Genomic DNA, 18,753 nt, shown 5'->3' with positions numbered 1-18,753 from the left:
GAAAAAGCGATGAGTTTATTTTTTCCCCTGAAAAAGCAAGAAAAAGTCATACACAATAAGGTCATTTATTGGTGAGTGCAAAATTGATCTTATTTTTTGTATTGAGAGTTTTTAGAGGTTCCCTTAAGTACACGAGAGTATGAAAACCCCTTCAAGGGGTAAGCCAAAGAGACAATGACCCTTTAGCTTGAACAAAGAGAAAGCGGCGTCATTTAGGCGCGGTCGGTAACATGCCCTTATAGGGCTAGAGCAAACCACCCGCTATGCGGGTGGTTATGATTTAACGATTTGCTGCTTTCATACGTAATGCCTGTTTTTCTGCACCACTGATAAAAGCAGTTTCCAGCCCATTTATCTGAGCCTGACGAATTTGAGCAATAGATAAACCTGCGGCAGGGGCGGCAATTTCATATTCATGGCGGATGTCGATGCCTTCAACGGCTGGATCATCGGTATTAATGGAAGCAAGAATACCTTTTTCCAGGAATTGTTTGAGTGGATGGTCCAATAAAGAATTGACGGTGCTGGTTTGAAGGTTTGAGGTTAAACAGGTTTCAATACCAATACGGTTTTCAACCAAATAATCCATCAATACGGGATCAGTAATGGCTTTTACCCCATGACCAATACGCGTGGCTCCTAATTCCCTAATGGCTTGCCAAATACTTTCAGCGCTAGCGGCTTCGCCGGCATGGATAGTTATATGCCATCCAGCATCACGGGCTTTGGTAAAATGAGATTGGAAAAGATGGCCGGGAAAACCTAACTCGTCACCCGCGAGATCCAATGCAGTAATATGTTGCTGGTGAGCTAGCAGGCTAGTTAATTCCTGAGTACAGGCTTGTTCACCAAAAGTTCTGCTTAAAATTCCAATAAGACGGATGTCGATATCGTTATTTTGACGGGCAGAACGGATACCATCAATAATTGCCTCAACGACCCCTTCAACCGGCAATTTGTGGTTCATCGCCATGTAATAAGGGGAAAAACGTAATTCAGCATAGTCGAGCCCAGTATTGATGGCATCTTCAACATTTTCAATAGCAATACGACGACAAGCGTCCAAATCAGCTAGTACTGCCACTCCCCAATCAAGTTTTTGTAAAAAACTGACTAAGCTCGGTTCATTTTCAATAATTTGTACGTGGGGGAGTAGTGATTCCAGATCATTTGCTGGAAGCTGAATATTATGCTGGTTGGCAAGATCTAAGATAGTCTCCGGCCGGATATTTCCATCGAGATGGCGGTGTAAATCTGTCAGTGGGAGTTTTATGTCAATCACGTTCAGGTCCTTTTTTATATAAAAATGCCAGTCACATGCGTTGACTGGCAATTTAACAAAACGTTTATCGGCGCGTTTTATTGCGCAGGTTGCACAGTACCTTCTGCTTTCACTTTTCCACTGTCGTGGGTGTCGCCTTCTGGCACTATTTGTTCTGGTGCTTCATCATCAGAAGGGTCGGATAAATTGTATTCAGACATGAATTGATGTAAGGGCATTTTCTTACCATTCATTTCTACATTACCGTCTGCATAGTTAAACTTAATGCTGATAGCATCTTTATCAACCGTGGCAATTTTAAACAGTTGTCCTAGTTGTTCAAACTGTTTTATCTGTTGCTCAGCATTCTGTTCAGCCTTTGCTTTATCCATGCCATTCATTATCATTGACTGAGTGGAAAACTCAATCATCATAGGTCTTGGTAATGTGACATTCAGAGACATGTTCTGAATTAAGGTGCGAATAGCTTCCTCTGTTTTCATTGAAGACAAGCTACTTTTATCTTTTGGTAAGTCCTTCAAACTCACTTGGTAATTAATGGTGCTTTCACCTTTGGTATTCTTCCAGGTCAATGGATCAATACCAAATTGTGGATTGTTTTTCAGCAAAATAGGCAGGTTAGACAATACCGCGTCAATAATAGCTGTATCTACCGCATCGGAAGAGATATCATCAGAAGAGAGTGATTTGGCTGTGGCATCATTGTAAGCTTGAGTAAACTTACGCATGGCTTCACCATCCAGACGATCGGCAGTAATTGCAAACTGACCAGAACCAAAATCAATATTTTTCAGTTTAAGTCCATCCAAACTATAAGTGATTTTTCCTTTCAGATTAGTTTCATCTTCACCGATATTTGAATCTATTTTAACGCCGGAAAGCATCATATCTTCATTGCCGATGCCTTTTAGGCTGATTTGCTGAATTTTGATGCTTTGATCGCCAATATAGATATCAAATTTGCCTTTTTTATTGTCTAGGTTTAAATCAATACCTTTGACAAGGAAATTTTCGTCATTTTTATTGATGGTTAACTGGTCGCTCTTGATTGCCAGTGATATCTTTTTCAGATCACGGCTGAGATCGGAAGTCAGTTTGGCACCGGAAAAATTGAATTTAGCCCCATTTTTTTCAAAATCGACAGGAATGATATCAACATCAGAAATAACAGAACCACTATAACTGACACGAGAATCAGAAGTGAACAGCGATTTTCCTTTAGTGATTTCAAACAGGGGTTTTAAAGATTCATTATTTTCCAGTTCGGAATGAACGGAAGCCATACTCGGAATTAAGGTTAATTTTTTCACTTGTGCAAGTGGGAAAGGGCCGTGATCAATCACAGATTTAATTGAAATTTCTTCACCGGGTTTGATTTCTGCGTTTTTAACGCCGTCTTTAACTGTCAGAACAAGACGGACATCAGAACTGAACACGCCACGGCGGAAATCTTTACTCTGTAGCATCAGACCTGTTTCAGGGAAGGCTTTTTTCATCTCAGCATTGGCGTGGGAAATAGATTGATCTATACGTTGTTCAATCTGTTTACCTGTATACCATGAAGCTCCAGTCCAGGCTGCTCCCAAGGCAACAATAATGCCTACTGCCACTAACGATTTTTTCATAATGCAAATCCGTCCTTTTAATGCATATTTTGCAGGTAATATGCATTCTCTCGATATAAAAATGGCCGTTAACACAGCTTGGAGTGTAAGTAGTGCTTAACAGCGCCTGTGAATAAGTTTTAGGCCCAGGTTGGTATTATTAATTAAAAACCCGGGCGGTAAAACCATCACCGTGAATTATCACAGCCTTTTCGGCAGCAGATATGAATACTGACTCACCTGGGAAAATTCTCAATTGGTGTTCGCCAGATTGTATAACTGTTTGACCTTCAACACAAAAAACAATCGATGCTGAATTGTTATCAAGCGTAATTGACTGTTCCGATAGAGAATAAATAGAAAATGCAAAATCATCCACTGGAATAGGGAAATTTTTAGCTGTTTTTTCCTGTCTTGGTAGCATAAATAAGGTGTTTATTGGTTTTGAAATAAAGTCAAGGTTTGCCATTAGCTCAGGAATATCAATATATTTGTTGGTTAAGCCCGCTCGTAGGACATTATCTGAGTTTGCCATCACTTCAAGAGCAACGCCTTCCAGATAAGCGTGAGGCGTGCGGGCGCATAGAAACATGGCTTGACCGGGTTCAAGTTCGATGACATTAAGTAAAAGTGGAATAAATAGGCCATTATCGTCAGGGTAAAATGCCGTCATTTTTTTGATGGAATCCCAAGGTTCTCCGAGCCGACTATTCAATGCTGATTTCAATACGCCAAGAGCTAACTGCTTTTGTTTGCCACTCATATTCAGTAATTGGGAAAATAAGCAGGCAAGATTCTGTTCATTTGGTGTCTGAATAAAGAACGGAATTTTGGGATGGGCCGCAGTAATAAATTTCAGTAATTGCGCGATTTCGGTTAATGGACGGAACCCATTCATTGCCCGGAAAGGGGTAAGGGCATAAACCAATTCGGGTTTATGGTTATCATCTTTGTAATTTCTTTCCGGGGAATCCAACGGAATAGCGGCGATATTCTCTTTGGCAAACCCCTCTTCTGCGGATTTTTTATCAGGATGAACCTGAATTGAGAGAGGTTGAGCCGCGCATAATACCTTAAATAGGAAAGGCAAACGGTGAAATCTATCTGAAACTTTTTTCCCCAAATATTTTTCCGGATCACTGGCTATTAATTCATTTAAGGCAATGGGTTTTCCCGTTTCTGGATTGACGACAAGTGAACTGCTTTTAGGATGGGCGCCCATCCATAATTCAGCCATTGGCAGATTATCTGGATTTTCAACACCATAAATATCCATCAGGGCGGTTTTGCTTCCCCATGAATAGCGCTGGATCTGATTTATCATCTTCAACATGGCCGTTACTCTCTTTTTAAAAAAATCAATCTATTTCCTTTCTACCACAATACGATAAATACGACTTGGTTGGCATAATCAGGAACTAATATGTGGCATGATAACAGAATGCTAATTAGTTTATCTGCAAAGACTGATTATACCCTATGGATTTTAAGATGCTTCGCGACGGCAAGGGAGCGAATCCCCGGGAGCATAGGTAACTATGTGACGGGGGTGAGCGAGTGCAGCCAACAAAGAGGCAACTTGAAAGATGACGGGTATATGCATATTCGATTATTCTGTGTGTTAAGGAGAGATAGTAATGGCAGCCACTCGCATTGAAAAAGACTCAATGGGGCCCATCGAAGTACCTGCTGACCAATTGTGGGGAGCGCAAACTCAACGTTCACTTGAGCATTTTCGCATTTCGCAGGAGAAAATGCCGGTTGCATTAATTCATGCTCTGGCATTGACCAAACAGGCTGCGGCCAGTGTCAATATGGATTTGGGTCTTCTGCCGCAAGAACGTGGTGAAGCAATTATTGCTGCTGCGAAAGAGGTGCTGGAAGGTAAACATCCGACAGAATTTCCTCTTGCTATCTGGCAGACCGGTTCTGGAACACAAAGTAACATGAACATGAACGAAGTGTTGGCGAACCGTGGTAGTGAGATCCTTGGCGGGGTGAGGGGGAGTGAACGCCTTATCCATCCTAACGATGATGTAAATAAAAGTCAGAGTTCTAACGACGTTTTCCCAACAGCAATGCATGTTGCTGCGGTTATCGCGCTGCGTGAGCACCTTATTCCTGAGCTGAAAATATTACAAAAAACATTGGCTGATAAAGCTGAAGCTTATAAGGATATCGTTAAAATTGGTCGTACACACTTGCAGGATGCGACGCCATTGACCCTTGGTCAGGAAATTTCTGGTTGGGCGGCAATGTTAACGCATAACCTGAAACACATTGAAGACAGTATCCCCCATGTTTGTGAACTAGCGCTAGGGGGAACTGCGGTTGGCACCGGTTTAAATACTCATCCTGAATATGCTGTTCGTGTTGCTAAGAAATTGGCTGAACTGACCAACCATCCGTTTGTTACTGCACCAAATAAATTTGAAGCCTTGGCGACTTGTGATGCTCTGGTTCATTCTCATGGGGCATTAAAAGGTCTGGCAGCATCCATGATGAAAATTGCAAACGATGTTCGTTGGTTGGCTTCCGGCCCTCGCTGTGGTATCGGTGAAATTTCAATTCCTGAAAATGAACCGGGTAGTTCAATCATGCCAGGTAAAGTTAACCCAACTCAGTGTGAAGCGGTGACAATGCTTTGTGCTCAGGTGATGGGTAATGATGTTGCTATTAATATTGGTGGTGCATCTGGCAACTTTGAGCTGAATGTGTTCCGTCCAATGGTGATTAATAACTTCCTGCAATCTGTTCGCTTGCTGGCGGATGGTATGCGTAGTTTCAATGAACATTGTGCAGTTGGTATCGAACCTAACCGTGATCGCATTACTCAGTTGCTGAATGAATCTTTGATGCTGGTAACAGCGCTGAATACACATATCGGTTATGACAAAGCCGCAGAAATTGCTAAGAAAGCCCATAAAGAAGGGCTGACATTGAAACAATCGGCGATGAAACTGGGTTATCTGACAGACGCAGAGTTTGATGAGTGGGTTCGTCCGGAAGATATGGTTGGCAGCTTGAAGTAATTGTTGTTTAGCCATGAAAAACTGACCGGAGACGAGAGCTCCGGTTAGTAGAATGTACGGAATCTTCTGTATAGCTATTAGTTACACAACTGCTATAATGACTGCCTACCAATTTGCTACACAGGTGATTTATGAGAACACAACCTAAAGAAGCCCCGATCAACATCCGGGCGAAAGCCTTTCAGCGGGAGCTTATTGACCATGCAGCAAACCTGCACTCAAAGACCCGAACTGATTTCATCTTGGATGCTGCCTGCCGCGCAGCCGAAGAGGCCATACTCGATCAGCGCCACTTTTTCGTTAACGACGAAAAATATCATGCGTTCATGCAGATGCTGGAGCAACCGCTTTCTGATAAATGAGAACGCCCGAACGTTCTATACGCGTCTTGGCTTTGCCCAGTCATCGTTGGAGCCATACACGCTGATGCTTCCATTAGGTAAACAGGATTAATTGCACTAAATCTCACGATATAAATGTAGCCTTGGAATAATCAACTCCAGTGGTTTGGCTTTGGGTTTATAACGATGGACTATGGCATTGGCATCATAGTTAGCAAGTCTACCTATCTTTGGTTGGTTATCGCCATAATTAACACAAAATGCAATTATTGGCAGGGGACAAGCATACTGCACCTGTTTTTGTTGTTCCGCATACCAGACTCGTGCAATGGGCTGCACTTTCACCGGACGTTTGATTTTTAAAGCCACATCATTAGGTAATTTTTTTATGTCGATAATTTCTTTGGCGACTAATGTTGCCCACTGTTCACGAGAATAGGGGGAAACTGCTCGTCCAGCGTTATAGCTTTTCTCTAAACGTTGTAGAATTTGATCTTTTGTGACTTTATTGATGATATTTTTATTTGCCCAACCAAAGCGAACTGAATCGGGATTGATAAGGGGAGTGATGGTTCTGTAAGCGTTTAAAGTTATCAAACCATGTAACTGACTGTGAACAAACTCAAACCGTTGTTCTTTATCCACTCCTGATTGCACAGTTACGATATGTTCAAGTTCTGCTTTCAACTTATTAATTTCCTCAATCAAAAGTAAAGCAGAGCGATATTGTTGTTGGTTCACAGAAAAACATAATACACCGGGAAGACGAACGGCAGCTTTACTGCTGATATTTTGGTTGTTGTGATATATAAATAGCTTCTGGTAATGATTTAACCCTATGTTTAGTGCGTCATTACCCGTCTCTTCATTAACAATTATTTTCGTTACTGGCTCATGTTCACTGCCTTTTTCTACATCAGGCAGAATAAACACATGAGCGGCTAACAAAGAATAGCTATTTAATTGTTCATCCAGTTGTTTCAACTTACTCTCTTGTCTTTGAAAACAACTATTCAAATCTTCAATTGATAAATATTTACTCATTTGAATAACACGATTAGTTACAACATACTTTTTATTATAAAACAAAAGGAGCAAACATCAAACTCAAATATGTCGTATATATATTCAACCACCTATAAAGCTTGAAGCCAACAATGTGGTCAGGAATGTCACTGAATGATACCACTGAGAAAAAATACAAAATATCAATGCATTGAACGTTACAGCGAACAAGACTGTTTGGTGGAAATGTCCATTTCAGCAGCACAAAAACAATGCCCGGGGATGGGGTGAAGACGGATTTTACTGTCACCTTTGTGCTTGCTATACGCCACACAAAGCCATTGAATATTAAAATTCAAATAAACAATAAAAGTTATAATATCCTTGTGTCGAAATTCATGGTTGGATTGTAGATGTCATTTATTATGATATTTTATAAGGAACATATTATGAATTTTTTAGATATTTATATATCAGGATACTGATGTTTATTATTGAGCTTCATTAAAAAGACACAATATCTACCTAAATGAATGTGAATACCATATAAACTAACGAAGAATGATTATGGGAATACTCACAGGCAACGATACTCCGATCCCAGGAAAATCCTATATTATTCATCCATATCCAGCAGGTAATTACGCGACTGCTGTAACGGTGGCTAGTAAGTTTCATGCAGCGCCGGGGAGTGTGTCATTGGCAATATGGAAGAGCACTACACCACACCAAAAATTTGAGTGCGTCTGGGAAGGAAAGAGGGGAGGCTACCTTGGCTTTATTTGCCGGGCATCCCCTGTAACTGAAGATACTCAGAGACTTTACCACGACATGGGGCTTCACCGAGTGGTTCTGACCTCTAAATTCAGCACTTAACTGCTGGATTTGTGACCCGAACATACTTGTTCGGGTTATCTCATCGGTGCCCACGAATATTAGGGAGGTTTAAGCATAATCTGTTTTTGTTCTGATTGTGTTAATTATATGTGAATTAATTTAATCTATAAGGAAGGATGATGAGACGAAAAACGGGGTTTTTCTTTGATGAACATTGTTTTTGGCATAGTACTGGCATGCATATAACGACTTTACCTGTCGGTGGTTGGGTTCAACCTACTTCTGGAACTGCACATGCTGAATCGCCGGAAACAAAAAGGCGGCTAAAAAATTTGATGGATGTATCAGGCTTGAGCCACTCTTTGCACCTTTCTTCGGCATCTCTTATTGATGAGCATATACTACGTAAAATTCATCCGGAAGAGTACCTGAAGCGGTTTAAGCAAGTCAGTGATAATGGTGGAGGAATGCTTGGTATAGAAGCCTCTTTGGGACCGGGAAGCTATGAAATTGCTAAACTTTCAGCCAGCCTTGCTTGTGCGGCAGTGGAAGCAGTGCTTAGCGGTGAGCTTGATAATGCTTACAGCCTTTCTCGACCACCAGGTCATCACTGTTTACCTGATAAGCCCATGGGATTTTGTTTTCTAGCAAATATCCCATTGGCAATTGAACAGGCAAAAGCACGTTTTGATTTAAAACGAGTTGCGGTCATTGATTGGGATGTTCATCACGGTAATGGTACTCAGCATATTTATTGGGAGCGTTCTGATGTTTTGACCATCTCAATACATCAGGATGGTTGCTTCCCTCCAGGATACAGCGGTGAAGATGATATTGGGGAAGGTGAAGGAATAGGTTATAACCTGAATATCCCATTACTTGCTGGAGCCGGACATAATAGCTATATCTATGCAATGACACAGATAATACTTCCTGCGCTTGAACGTTTTAAACCGGAACTGATTATTGTTGCCTGTGGCTATGATGCGAATGCGGTGGATCCTTTGGCAAGGATGCAGCTCCATAGTGAAAGTTTTCGGGAGATGACCCAGCTAGTGCAACAGGCAGCAGATAGTTTATGCGACGGAAAACTAGTCGTTATTCATGAAGGCGGGTATGCGGAGTCTTATGTACCATTCTGTGGATTGGCTGTACTTGAACAAATGAGCGGCATTCGTACGGAAGTCAAAGATCCAATGTTAGATTCTATACGCTTGCAGCAGCCAAAAGCTAAGTTTGAGCTATTTCAACAACAACAGCTTGATAAACTTAAAGAAAAATTCGGTCTTTGAGCTTTGTTGCGTAGGTTTGTTCCACATAGTTTGGGAGCAAACCTATATTAATTGAGTTCAATAGATGGAACAAGAAGTTCGATAAACAGGAACAGCATCATGCTGTTCCCGATAATAGTTATTTTATAATCAAGCAGGGCTAATTGTTGTGTCAATTACTTGGTAAAATGCATTTAGGGTATCTGAGATTGTCCAAACACCCAGTATAACATGATAGCCTTGATAACCCTCTGGTAAGGTACATTTATTAATAACTCTGCTGCCCGGCATTTTTTCCTGATAATCCTCAAAGCAGAAAGGTGTATTATTAAATTGCTCTCTGGTTAAAGGTTTATTGGGGTCCCAATTAGGTTTAGTAATAAAATATTCCCAACTTGAGGTTTTGTGTTGAATCATAATTTCCCACTGAAACTCAATATCACCGGCAGTAATAGGAATTTTTTTCCAACGATCTTCGGTTTGAACATCCAATGAGCCAAAATGACCAATGCCAGCGCTAGCAATATGGCCATCTTCCGGACCAGTTTGCGGAAAGCCTTTCTTAGCTTCAAGAGATTGAGGCTCATACTTAACTAACCCACAATCCGTATTTTGTTCATTTCCCTGTGCAGAACAAAGGAATGCACGACTTCCTGGACTATCAATATAACCATGAGCCCATGCGCTATTAAATAAAGCTGTAATTATCGTAGCGGCTAAAGTCATCACTTTCACTTTATGTTTATACATAATAGTGTCCTCCATTTTACAGGATAATTTATACCCGTTATCTTTCAAGTTGCCTCTTTGTTGGCTGCACTCACTCACCCCGGTCACATAGTTCTCTATGCTCCCGGGGATTCGCTCCCTTGCCGTCGCGATACATCTTGAAATCCATTGGGTATACCTACGACAAATAAAGCCCCAGGACTTAGCTATCAATTCTAGATAAATATAATATGATTATCCATTTCATAAATTAATTAATAATCTAATTATATTAAGTTATTGAAGTTTTGTTTAAAATATGCCTGTCACTGTTTTTTGTAATATAAAACGATATGATTTTCCTAATTTATTCGATATGGTTCATATAATAGGCAGTTGATGTGTCTTAGGGAACACCCGCTATCTTAAAAATACTTATTTATAGTTATGGCGATATATTTACATAATAATATTCCTATTCAGATTTTTTAAATAAAAAATTATCGATATAAAGTAATGAAAACAATTGATGAAAATATTAAATCATCTCATATTACGGTTTAAAACAACCAACCTGTCCAAAACCGTAATATCTACTTAAATACTACAATAATATTCTACTAATGTTTAATAACATAAAGATCTTTTGTCGACACAAAACCCAATGGGCTCATATAATACCCACCAATATAAGGCTTAACTAATCTGACGCCGATATAGTAATAAACAGGAATTGCTGGTACATCTTTTGCCAAAATATCTTCTGCTTGCTGAAAATATTTTCGATCATTCGTTGCTTTAGCTTTATTTATCAAATCATCATAAGTATGATTGCTATATAAGAATGTATTATTAGAACTATCAGTAACAAAATTATTTAAAAACGAGGCAGGATTATCGTAATCAGCGATCCGTGCATATCTCACCATCTCAAAATTACCTTGATGAATAACATCCAACATCGCTTTTCGTTCTTGGTTCTGCAAAGTAATATCTACATCCAGACTTTTTTTCCACATTGAAGTCGCCGCAATAGCAATCCGTTTATGCTCTTCTGATGTATTATAAAGAAGTTTAAATTTCAATGGATTATCTTTATTATAACCCGCTTCATTTAATAATTTTCTAGCTTTCTCAATTCTTGCTTGTTGTGTCCATGATGCATAATCAGGTTGCCCTAAATTCATTCCTCCAGTATTTGGTGGGGTATGATTATAAGCAGGTTCTTGGCCTTGCCCCAAAACTTTATTCGCTATAATTTCTTTATCTAAAGCCAAATTTAATGCCTGTCTGACTCTGAAATCATTAAAAGGTGCTTTTTTATTATTAAAATCATAATAATAAACACCTAATGCTGGTGTGATACGAACTTGATTACCTAATTTTGCCTTTAAGGATTTAAATAAAATCGACGGGATATTCTTGGTGATATCAATTTCTCCGGCTAAATAACGATTGATATCTGCCGTTTCTGATGCTATTGGAAGGTAAGTAACTTTATTAATAACAGTATGAGCACTATCCCAATATTGTGAATTCCTGATGCCCACAACTTTCTCATTAACAACCCATTCGGATAACTTAAATGGCCCACTACTGACAAATACATCGGAATGAGTCCATTTTTCGCCATACTTTTCAACCGCTTTTTGGCTTATAGGTACCATAACAGGGTAGGCCAACATCTGTAAAAAATAGGATACGGGTTGTTCTAACGTCACTTCCAAAGTTAAATTATCCAGTGCTTTTACACCTAATTCATCGGTTTTTTTCTTGCCTGCAACAATATCTTTGGCATTGACTACATGCATGTTTCCAAGATAACTGCCATACGGAGAGGCAATTTTGGGATCAACTAAACGTCGCCAGCTAAAAACCACATCATGGGCAGTAATAGGGGAGCCATCAGACCACTTTATTCCTTTTCTTAGATGAAATAACCACACTTTATTATCTTTGGCTTCCCAACTAACCGCTAAATCAGGGTTGATTTTTCCATCACTGCCCGCTCTGATTAATCCACTAAAAAAATCATGAATAATATTAAATTCAACATCGTTTTCAACTTTATGAACATCAAGAGACACAGGTTCTGAACCATTATTGCGAACGATATCTTGATTAACTGACAATAATGTACCTGCTGGAATAATTGCGGCATGAGATAATGCCAGATTGCCAAATATAATACCTGTGAATAAGGATATATTCCTTAATGTTTTATTCATCGTTTGTTCTCCAAGAGGATCTCATTTTGGGAGTATCTATTTCAGGGAAGTCAATTTTTTGATAATTAAGGTTTTTATATAATTTTGCAAACCAAACCTCAGAATGTTTATGACTATTTAAGATATTAAGTTAAAATTACGTGATTCTATTGAATACCCTATTTTGAATGTAAGAGGTATAACTATAATTAAGTATTAGCATAAAATACTTAGCGCTACTTCATTAATATCATGAAATTTAAGCAATATACCCAATGGATTTCAAGATGTATCGCGACGGCAAGGGAGCGAATCCCCGGGAGCATAGATAACTATGTGACCGGGGTGAGTGAGTGTAGCCAACAAAGAGGTAACTTGAAAGATGACGGGTATAAATCTAAATAACATTCAACGGATGAGATGCAATGTGGAAGCTAATATGAAACATAAAAAAATAAGTGATAAAGCCGATGAACAGAATAATGACCTGAGGGCCAGCCGTCGTCGTTTTATTCAAGCGAGTGCGGCGCTTATATCTATTCCCTTTGTTACTACCCGCCAAACAACCGCCGGCGAGAAAACAGACCACAGCTCACTACCGATTAATGTTATTGATACAAGTGAAACGAAAGTCATACCCACCTGTAGTACATTTGATTGTGGAGGAAGATGCGATATCCGAGCTCATGTCCGAGAAGGCGTTATCACCCGCATAACCACCAGACCTGATCATGAACTTGATGAAGCAATGCCGATCATGCGAGCTTGCGTCCGCGGTAAGGGCTATCGCAAATTTGTTTATCATCCTGATCGTTTAAAATATCCGATGAAACGCGTTGGTAAGCGGGGAGAAGGAAAATTTGAACGAATCTCCTGGGATGAGGCGACAACCATTATTGCGGATAAGCTAAAAAGCATTACTGAGAAATATGGCCCAGCTTGCCGCTATGTTAGCGTTAATACCGCGATAATTGGCGGTGTATCATCAGGCGATAAAATGTTACGTCGTTTACTCAATATTACCGGCGGACATTTACAATATTACCATTCCGTGAGTATGGGCAATACCGCGGCAGCTACGCCCTATACCTACGGTGTGGCAACTTCGGGTAGCACACTGGATACCTTAGAAGATACCCCGTTGGTGATCCTTTGGGGCCATAATCCGGCTGAAACTATTTTTGGTCACACCAATCACTATTTCCAGAAGATGAAAAAAAACGGCACCAAATTTATTGTTGTCGATCCCCGTTATTCTGATTCTGCTTCCTCGTTGGCTGACCAATGGATTCCTTTGCTGCCAACAACTGATAACGCATTAATGGATGCAATGATGTATGTGATTGTCAGTGAAAATTTGCACGATAAAGGGTTTATTGATCGCTATACGATTGGTTTTGATGAAAACAATATGCCGGATGGCGTTCCTGCCAATGAATCTTTGGTTGCTTACCTGACAGGCGCTAAAGATGGCATTGTAAAAACACCGGCATGGGCTGAAAGAATCACTAAAGTGCCGGCAAATATCATTCGTCAACTTGCCCGCGAATATGCCAGCACGAAACCTGCGGCTCTGATTCAGGGATGGGGGCCACAACGTCATATCTGTGGTGAACGTGTTGCACGTGGTTCAACAATTTTAGCCACAATAACCGGTAATGTGGGTAAAAAAGGGGGATGGGCTGCCGGTTTCGGTAGTGTTGCGGGTAATAAATATCTCTACGGACTTGATCTTGGTAAAAACCCGGTAAAAGAAAAAATCTCTGTAATGAACTGGGTCCAAGCAGCCGATGATGCCAGTAAAGTTACTCCGGCAGATGGTTTAGTTGGTGCAGATAAGCTGAATACCAATATCCGTATGCTATTCTCACTGGCCGGTAATTACCTTGCAAATCAAAACCCGGATGTTAATCAGGCAGTAAAAATATTAGCAGATGAATCTAAAATTGAATTTATTGTCTCCAGTGATCTTTATCTAACACCAAGCGCCCGATACGCAGATATTTTATTGCCGGAAACCAGTTTTATGGAACGCTGGAATATCGCCTATCCTTGGGGCACCGGCAGCTATTTCATTTTGTCATCAAAATTGATTGAACCTGAATTCGAACGGCGTTCTGATTATGAATGGATACGTGAAGTGGCCGCAAAACTGGGAGTTGAACAGGAATTCAGCCAAGGTCGTGACGAAAAAGCGTGGATAGCTCATATTATGGAATCTAATCGTCAAGCTATGCCAAAAGAAAATTTACCTACTTTTGAGGAATTACAACGGACAAACAAACATCTTTTCAAAATACCGCCTTATGTCGCTTTTGAAAAAAATATTCGTGACCTAGAAAATCATCCATTTCCAACACCCTCAGGAAAAATAGAGATATTTTCTAAGCGTCTATACGACATGCAACATCCTGAGATCCCTGCATTGTCACATTATGTACCTGCATTCGAAGGGCCGGAGGATAAATTAACTGAAAAATATCCGTTGCAATTAATTACCTGGAAAGGGAAAAACCGCTCTAATTCAACCCAATATTCAAATCCTTGGTTAAAGGAAGTACAAACCCAGAAGTTATGGATTAATCCATTGGATGCGCAAAAACGCAAAATTAAACAAGGGGATTTAGTTCGGGTATTTAATGATCGCGGTGTTTCTATGATCCCGGCGGAGGTAACTCAACGTATTATCCCCGGCGTGGTGGCAATGCCGACCGGCGCATGGTGGCAACCGGATAAAAATGGTGTTGATTGGGGAGGTTGTGTCAATGTGCTGACATCATCTCGTAAAACCCCGCTTGCACACGGAAACTCTCATCAAACATTATTGGTTGAGGTCAATAAAGCATGAGTGAATGTATATTCATGTTTTTTGTATCAAATGTTGAGCACCTGGCGCTCCGCGAAATGTTTTACGCCATTCGCCGGGACTGACTCCCAGTCTCTGCCTGAATATTTGGCGGAAAGTCGTCGCGGACTGAAAGCCAGACAAACAAGCTATCTGTTCAATGGAGCTTTCTGTACTTTCAAGTAATTCCAGACTGCGTTTTAAGCGTTCACCAGTGATCCAGTTTACGATAGTCATGCCCGTGGCTGCATGAAAGTTTCGCGTCAGCGTTCGTCGACTCATAGAAGCAAAACGACTTAATGTGTCGATATCATGCGGCTTATCCAGATTTTGCGACAGGTAATCAAGCAGCATATTTATTCGATTATCAGACGTTCTTCGGGGGAGTCGTTGTTCCCTGTACTGCGCCTGCCCTCCATCACGGTGAGGAGGAACAATCATCCGTCGGGCAATCTTATTAGCCGTGTGGTAGCCAAGACGCTGACGGATAACATACAGACAACAGTCAAGCGCAGCGGCTGTACCGGCTGAGGTTATTATTCTTTCATCCTCAATATAGAGAACATTAGTATCCAGATTGACTGATGGAAAAAGTATCTGAAAGTCTTTTTCTGCCTCCCAGTGTGTAGCTGCCTTTCGTCCTTCCAATAGTCCGGCATAAGCCAGCACAGCAGTTCCAAGGCAAAGCCCAATGAGCTGTGCTCCATTATTCCAGGCCTGAAGCAGTGCTTGTAACAATGGTTCTGGAGGACGTTCATGGATATTCTTCCAGAACGGAACAATAACAATATCAGCCTGCGTCAGAGCATCAAGACCGTATTCCGCCTTCACGGCAGTTCCTTCTGATGACCAGATAACTCCCGGTTTTTCAGCACAAATCTTGCGTGTAAACAGAGGGTCCCCCTCCAGTATATTGCCGAACAGAATCAGTGGGATGGAAACATGAAATGTGCTAAACCTCTCGGTGATCAGAATGGCAACTGTGATAGAGGACATATTTTGCTTCCCAGGCTGATGGGCAAATTAAAAAGTGACTGATTCACCATCTTCAGGAGCTGAAATAAATTTCTGAACCTGATTATCATGGGCGTACGCCAGCAGTTCCTGTCGGGTCAGCAAACAGTGGTTAACCGCTTCCATATGTGTTGCCACAATGTGTGCTTCAGGCAATATTCGATGTACTTTCAGGATATCTTCTTTACCGAATATAATAGGGCCGAATCCGAGAACGTGCGCCCAGCCAGTGTTCATGATAACAACGGCAGGATTAAATTTGCGCATATTATCCGCCACAGTGCCAATCCAGATGGAGTCGCCTATGAGATACAGCGTCTTTTCGTCCGGATGCTGAAAGACCACACCACAGACATCTCCAAGGAGTGCCGCCATCTGAGGGTTAGCGTAAGCCTCATCAGTTCCATGCTGACAAATGGTTTTAATAAGAGAAATGTCACCCAACTTACTGCTGTCAGACAAAACAGCGAGGTTCGTGAACCCCTGAGAACGAAGAATATTTTCGTCATTTTCATTCTGAACATAAATCAGCTTATCTTTGGGGATTAAGGCCACTGCTGCTGCATCCCAGTGGTCGAGATGCGTATGGGTGACAATAATAGCGTCCACATCCAGTAACGTATCCATATCTAAGGGCAGTTCCACTATTGGGATACGAAGCTCTGAGCAGGCTGTACCTGCAAAACCTGGATACGCATCTTTTTTAGCCAGCATTGGGTCGATAAGGAATTTTTTACCCGCAAAAGTAATAAGTTGTGTAGCATTACGTACCTGAGTAATTTTCATCTAAATAGCTCCAGTGTTCTGTTAATAGCAGGAAGAGGCAGTCCACCTGACCTGATAAGGTCACTATAGTTGAAACAGGCCAGCAAAACCGTCAGATTAAGGTCAAATTGCATTGATATCGGGCCAATCAATCATTTTCGAGCTGTTTTTTCATTTCAACTTACCCAGGACCCCGAATAGCCGCGAATCTTTTCTTTCAGTCAAAAAAATTCTCGATCATGCTCACAGATCGGCATATTTTCCTGAACAGGAGTGTCGAAAGTTACATCTATATATCTAATTACTCTTTATTTTTGTTTTTTAGTTGAAAAATTAACATCCACATAACAATTGAACATATTAAGTTATAGGTTATATTTTATGTTATCTAATCCATCAGGAGGTAACCATGGCGATACCAACGCTCAGGCATTTCATTAATAGTCGGTATGTTGAATCTAAAGGTTCCGAATATTTTGACCTAGTAAGCCCGATCACAGGTGAAATCTATGCGCGTTCTCCTAACGCGACTGTAGCGGATGTTGATGAAGCTTATGCATCGGCTAAAGAGGCATTCAAGATCTGGGGGCGCAGCACACCGTCAGCACGTCAGCAGGCGTTGCTGGCATTAGCCGATGCGGTGGAAAAAAACTCTGAACGTCTGATCGAAGCGCAAAGCCGCAATACAGGGCAGCTCAAGCATCTGATTGCCTCTGAGGAAGTTGCGACGTCAGTGGATCATATCCGTTTCTTCGCTGGCGCCGCCCGTTTTCTGGAAGGTAAAGCGACTGCTGAATATCTTCCTGATATGACGACCAGCATCCGGCGCGAACCCCTGGGTGTGGTGGGGCAAGTTACACCGTGGAATTACCCGCTGATGATGGCAGTATGGAAGATAGCGCCTGCGCTGGCAGCGGGTAATACCGTGGTACTCAAACCGAGCGATACTACGCCGGAAAGTACTCTGTTGCTGGCTGAACTGGCCGCTCCGTTCTTCCCTACAGGTGCATTCAACGTGGTGTTGGGTAATGCCAGCGCGGGTGCTCTGGTCGTTTCACACAAAACGCCAGCCATGGTTTCCATCACGGGTTCCGTGCGCGCAGGTTTGCAGGTTGCCTCTTCGGCGGCGGCTAATCTCACCAGAGCACATTTGGAGCTAGGTGGCAAAGCGCCAGTGGTTGTTTTCGCCGATGCAGATATGGACAAAGCGGTGGAGACCATTGCTACCGCGGGGTATTTCAATGCGGGTCAGGATTGTACGGCAGCCTCGCGTGTGCTGGTGCATGAATCTGTTTACGATACCTTCGTCGCCAAACTGGTGACGGCAGCTAAAGCTATCCGCTTTGGCTATCCGGAAGATGAAGAGGCGCTGTATGGGCCGCTCAATAATGTTCGTCAGCTGGAACAGGTCAAAGGGTTCATTGCACGTTTACCCGCGCATGCCTGTATCGAAACCGGAGGCCGTCAGGCCGAACGTTCGGGTTATTACTTTGAACCTACGGTAATTACCGGTCTGGAACAGCACGACGAAGCAATCCAGACCGAGATTTTCGGCCCGGTTATCACGGTGCAGAAGTTCCACGATGAACAGGATGCCATAGAGAAAGCTAACGACGTGAAATACGGACTAGCCTCCAGTGTCTGGACCCGCGACCATGGCCGAGCATTGCGCCTGTCACGTGAACTCGATTTCGGTACCGTCTGGATTAACACCCATATTCCTCTTACGGCAGAAGCGCCGCACGGCGGCTTCAAGAATTCCGGATATGGTAAAGATCTGTCGGCTTATGGCTTCGACGAATATACGCGTATCAAACACGTGATGAGTTCCAACGACTGACA

Annotated in this window: 16 protein-coding genes; 8 read left to right on the top strand and 8 right to left on the bottom strand. The window is 41.7% G+C overall.

The annotated features are described in order from the left end of the window. Positions 1-280 precede the first annotated feature (280 nt). The 3 genes from add to manA all read right to left on the bottom strand — a co-directional run bounded on the left by add (position 281) and on the right by manA (position 4,219). Complete coding sequence (gene add, locus AAC155_RS16795; RefSeq protein WP_113043410.1) at positions 281-1,282, bottom strand: adenosine deaminase; 1,002 nt, start codon at positions 1,280-1,282, stop codon at positions 281-283. 77 nt (positions 1,283-1,359) lie between these two features. Then, a complete protein-coding gene (locus AAC155_RS16790; protein WP_113043409.1) occupies positions 1,360-2,907 on the bottom strand; it encodes a YdgA family protein in 1,548 nt (515 codons plus the stop codon). 139 nt (positions 2,908-3,046) lie between these two features. After that, positions 3,047-4,219, bottom strand: a complete 1,173-nt coding sequence (gene manA, locus AAC155_RS16785) for a mannose-6-phosphate isomerase (RefSeq protein ID WP_113043408.1) — start codon at positions 4,217-4,219, stop codon at positions 3,047-3,049. Between the two features lie 90 nt (positions 4,220-4,309). Here manA and AAC155_RS16780 point away from each other — a divergent pair, with 90 nt between their 5' ends. From AAC155_RS16780 to AAC155_RS16770, 3 genes are all read left to right on the top strand, one after another. Continuing rightward, the gene (locus AAC155_RS16780; RefSeq protein ID WP_146748114.1) at positions 4,310-4,543 is read left to right on the top strand and encodes a hypothetical protein; all 234 of its coding nucleotides are present in this window, start codon (positions 4,310-4,312) and stop codon (positions 4,541-4,543) included. Further along, a complete protein-coding gene (gene fumC, locus AAC155_RS16775) occupies positions 4,524-5,918 on the top strand; it encodes a class II fumarate hydratase (RefSeq protein ID WP_113043407.1) in 1,395 nt (464 codons plus the stop codon). The genes AAC155_RS16780 and fumC overlap by 20 nt, the downstream gene beginning before the upstream one ends. Positions 5,919-6,049: 131 nt before the next feature. Next, positions 6,050-6,280, top strand: a complete 231-nt coding sequence (locus AAC155_RS16770) for a type II toxin-antitoxin system TacA family antitoxin (protein WP_113043406.1) — start codon at positions 6,050-6,052, stop codon at positions 6,278-6,280. Positions 6,281-6,376: 96 nt separating this feature from the next. On the opposite strand, the gene tus is transcribed toward AAC155_RS16770, so the two are convergent. Continuing rightward, positions 6,377-7,303, bottom strand: coding sequence for a DNA replication terminus site-binding protein (gene tus / locus AAC155_RS16765; RefSeq protein ID WP_113043405.1), 927 nt, complete (start codon positions 7,301-7,303; stop codon positions 6,377-6,379). Positions 7,304-7,831: 528 nt separating this feature from the next. On the opposite strand from tus, the gene AAC155_RS16760 reads away from it, so the two are divergent. Both AAC155_RS16760 and AAC155_RS16755 read left to right on the top strand, forming a co-directional pair. Further along, positions 7,832-8,140: a hypothetical protein gene (locus AAC155_RS16760; RefSeq protein WP_229015757.1), complete on the top strand. Its 309-nt coding sequence runs from the start codon at positions 7,832-7,834 to the stop codon at positions 8,138-8,140. Between the two features lie 140 nt (positions 8,141-8,280). Next, complete coding sequence (locus AAC155_RS16755) at positions 8,281-9,393, top strand: class II histone deacetylase (protein ID WP_113043404.1); 1,113 nt, start codon at positions 8,281-8,283, stop codon at positions 9,391-9,393. Between the two features lie 129 nt (positions 9,394-9,522). On the opposite strand, the gene AAC155_RS16750 is transcribed toward AAC155_RS16755, so the two are convergent. Together AAC155_RS16750 and AAC155_RS16745 are read right to left on the bottom strand one after the other, a co-directional pair. After that, entirely contained in the window at positions 9,523-10,314 is a 792-nt protein-coding gene (locus tag AAC155_RS16750) for a lytic polysaccharide monooxygenase (RefSeq protein WP_229015758.1), read from the bottom strand. Between the two features lie 386 nt (positions 10,315-10,700). Beyond that, entirely contained in the window at positions 10,701-12,308 is a 1,608-nt protein-coding gene (locus AAC155_RS16745; RefSeq protein WP_113043402.1) for an ABC transporter substrate-binding protein, read from the bottom strand. Positions 12,309-12,539: 231 nt separating this feature from the next. Between AAC155_RS16745 and AAC155_RS16740 the strand changes: the two genes are divergently transcribed. Both AAC155_RS16740 and AAC155_RS16735 read left to right on the top strand, forming a co-directional pair. Further along, a complete protein-coding gene (locus tag AAC155_RS16740; RefSeq protein WP_158536586.1) occupies positions 12,540-12,692 on the top strand; it encodes a hypothetical protein in 153 nt (50 codons plus the stop codon). Beyond that, positions 12,670-15,135, top strand: coding sequence for a DMSO/selenate family reductase complex A subunit (locus tag AAC155_RS16735; protein ID WP_392392050.1), 2,466 nt, complete (start codon positions 12,670-12,672; stop codon positions 15,133-15,135). The genes AAC155_RS16740 and AAC155_RS16735 overlap by 23 nt, the downstream gene beginning before the upstream one ends. A gap of 12 nt (positions 15,136-15,147) precedes the next feature. On the opposite strand, the gene AAC155_RS16730 is transcribed toward AAC155_RS16735, so the two are convergent. Then, complete coding sequence (locus AAC155_RS16730) at positions 15,148-16,128, bottom strand: GlxA family transcriptional regulator (RefSeq protein WP_113043400.1); 981 nt, start codon at positions 16,126-16,128, stop codon at positions 15,148-15,150. Between the two features lie 27 nt (positions 16,129-16,155). Further along, positions 16,156-16,932: an MBL fold metallo-hydrolase gene (locus AAC155_RS16725; RefSeq protein ID WP_113043399.1), complete on the bottom strand. Its 777-nt coding sequence runs from the start codon at positions 16,930-16,932 to the stop codon at positions 16,156-16,158. A gap of 388 nt (positions 16,933-17,320) precedes the next feature. Between AAC155_RS16725 and AAC155_RS16720 the strand changes: the two genes are divergently transcribed. Beyond that, on the top strand, positions 17,321-18,751 hold the full coding sequence (locus tag AAC155_RS16720) for a gamma-aminobutyraldehyde dehydrogenase (protein WP_113043398.1): 1,431 nt from the start codon (positions 17,321-17,323) through the stop codon (positions 18,749-18,751). Positions 18,752-18,753 lie beyond the last annotated feature (2 nt).

It is taken from the genome of Photorhabdus sp. HUG-39, assembly GCF_963878365.1.
GTDB lineage: Bacteria > Pseudomonadota > Gammaproteobacteria > Enterobacterales > Enterobacteriaceae > Photorhabdus > Photorhabdus kayaii.
The sequence above is the reverse complement of the archived record's forward strand: the minus strand, read 5'-3'. Positions and strand labels throughout refer to the sequence as shown.

Coding starts and splice junctions, on each gene's coding strand:
- AAC155_RS16790 (WP_113043409.1), bottom strand. CDS start 2,907: ATGAAAAAATCGTTAGTGGCAGTAGGCATTATTGTTGCCTTGGGAGCA.
- manA (WP_113043408.1), bottom strand. CDS start 4,219: ATGTTGAAGATGATAAATCAGATCCAGCGCTATTCATGGGGAAGCAAA.
- AAC155_RS16780 (WP_146748114.1), top strand. CDS start 4,310: ATGTGGCATGATAACAGAATGCTAATTAGTTTATCTGCAAAGACTGAT.
- fumC (WP_113043407.1), top strand. CDS start 4,524: ATGGCAGCCACTCGCATTGAAAAAGACTCAATGGGGCCCATCGAAGTA.
- AAC155_RS16770 (WP_113043406.1), top strand. CDS start 6,050: ATGAGAACACAACCTAAAGAAGCCCCGATCAACATCCGGGCGAAAGCC.
- tus (WP_113043405.1), bottom strand. CDS start 7,303: ATGAGTAAATATTTATCAATTGAAGATTTGAATAGTTGTTTTCAAAGA.
- AAC155_RS16760 (WP_229015757.1), top strand. CDS start 7,832: ATGGGAATACTCACAGGCAACGATACTCCGATCCCAGGAAAATCCTAT.
- AAC155_RS16755 (WP_113043404.1), top strand. CDS start 8,281: ATGAGACGAAAAACGGGGTTTTTCTTTGATGAACATTGTTTTTGGCAT.
- AAC155_RS16745 (WP_113043402.1), bottom strand. CDS start 12,308: ATGAATAAAACATTAAGGAATATATCCTTATTCACAGGTATTATATTT.
- AAC155_RS16740 (WP_158536586.1), top strand. CDS start 12,540: ATGAAATTTAAGCAATATACCCAATGGATTTCAAGATGTATCGCGACG.
- AAC155_RS16735 (WP_392392050.1), top strand. CDS start 12,670: ATGACGGGTATAAATCTAAATAACATTCAACGGATGAGATGCAATGTG.
- AAC155_RS16730 (WP_113043400.1), bottom strand. CDS start 16,128: ATGTCCTCTATCACAGTTGCCATTCTGATCACCGAGAGGTTTAGCACA.
- AAC155_RS16725 (WP_113043399.1), bottom strand. CDS start 16,932: ATGAAAATTACTCAGGTACGTAATGCTACACAACTTATTACTTTTGCG.
- AAC155_RS16720 (WP_113043398.1), top strand. CDS start 17,321: ATGGCGATACCAACGCTCAGGCATTTCATTAATAGTCGGTATGTTGAA.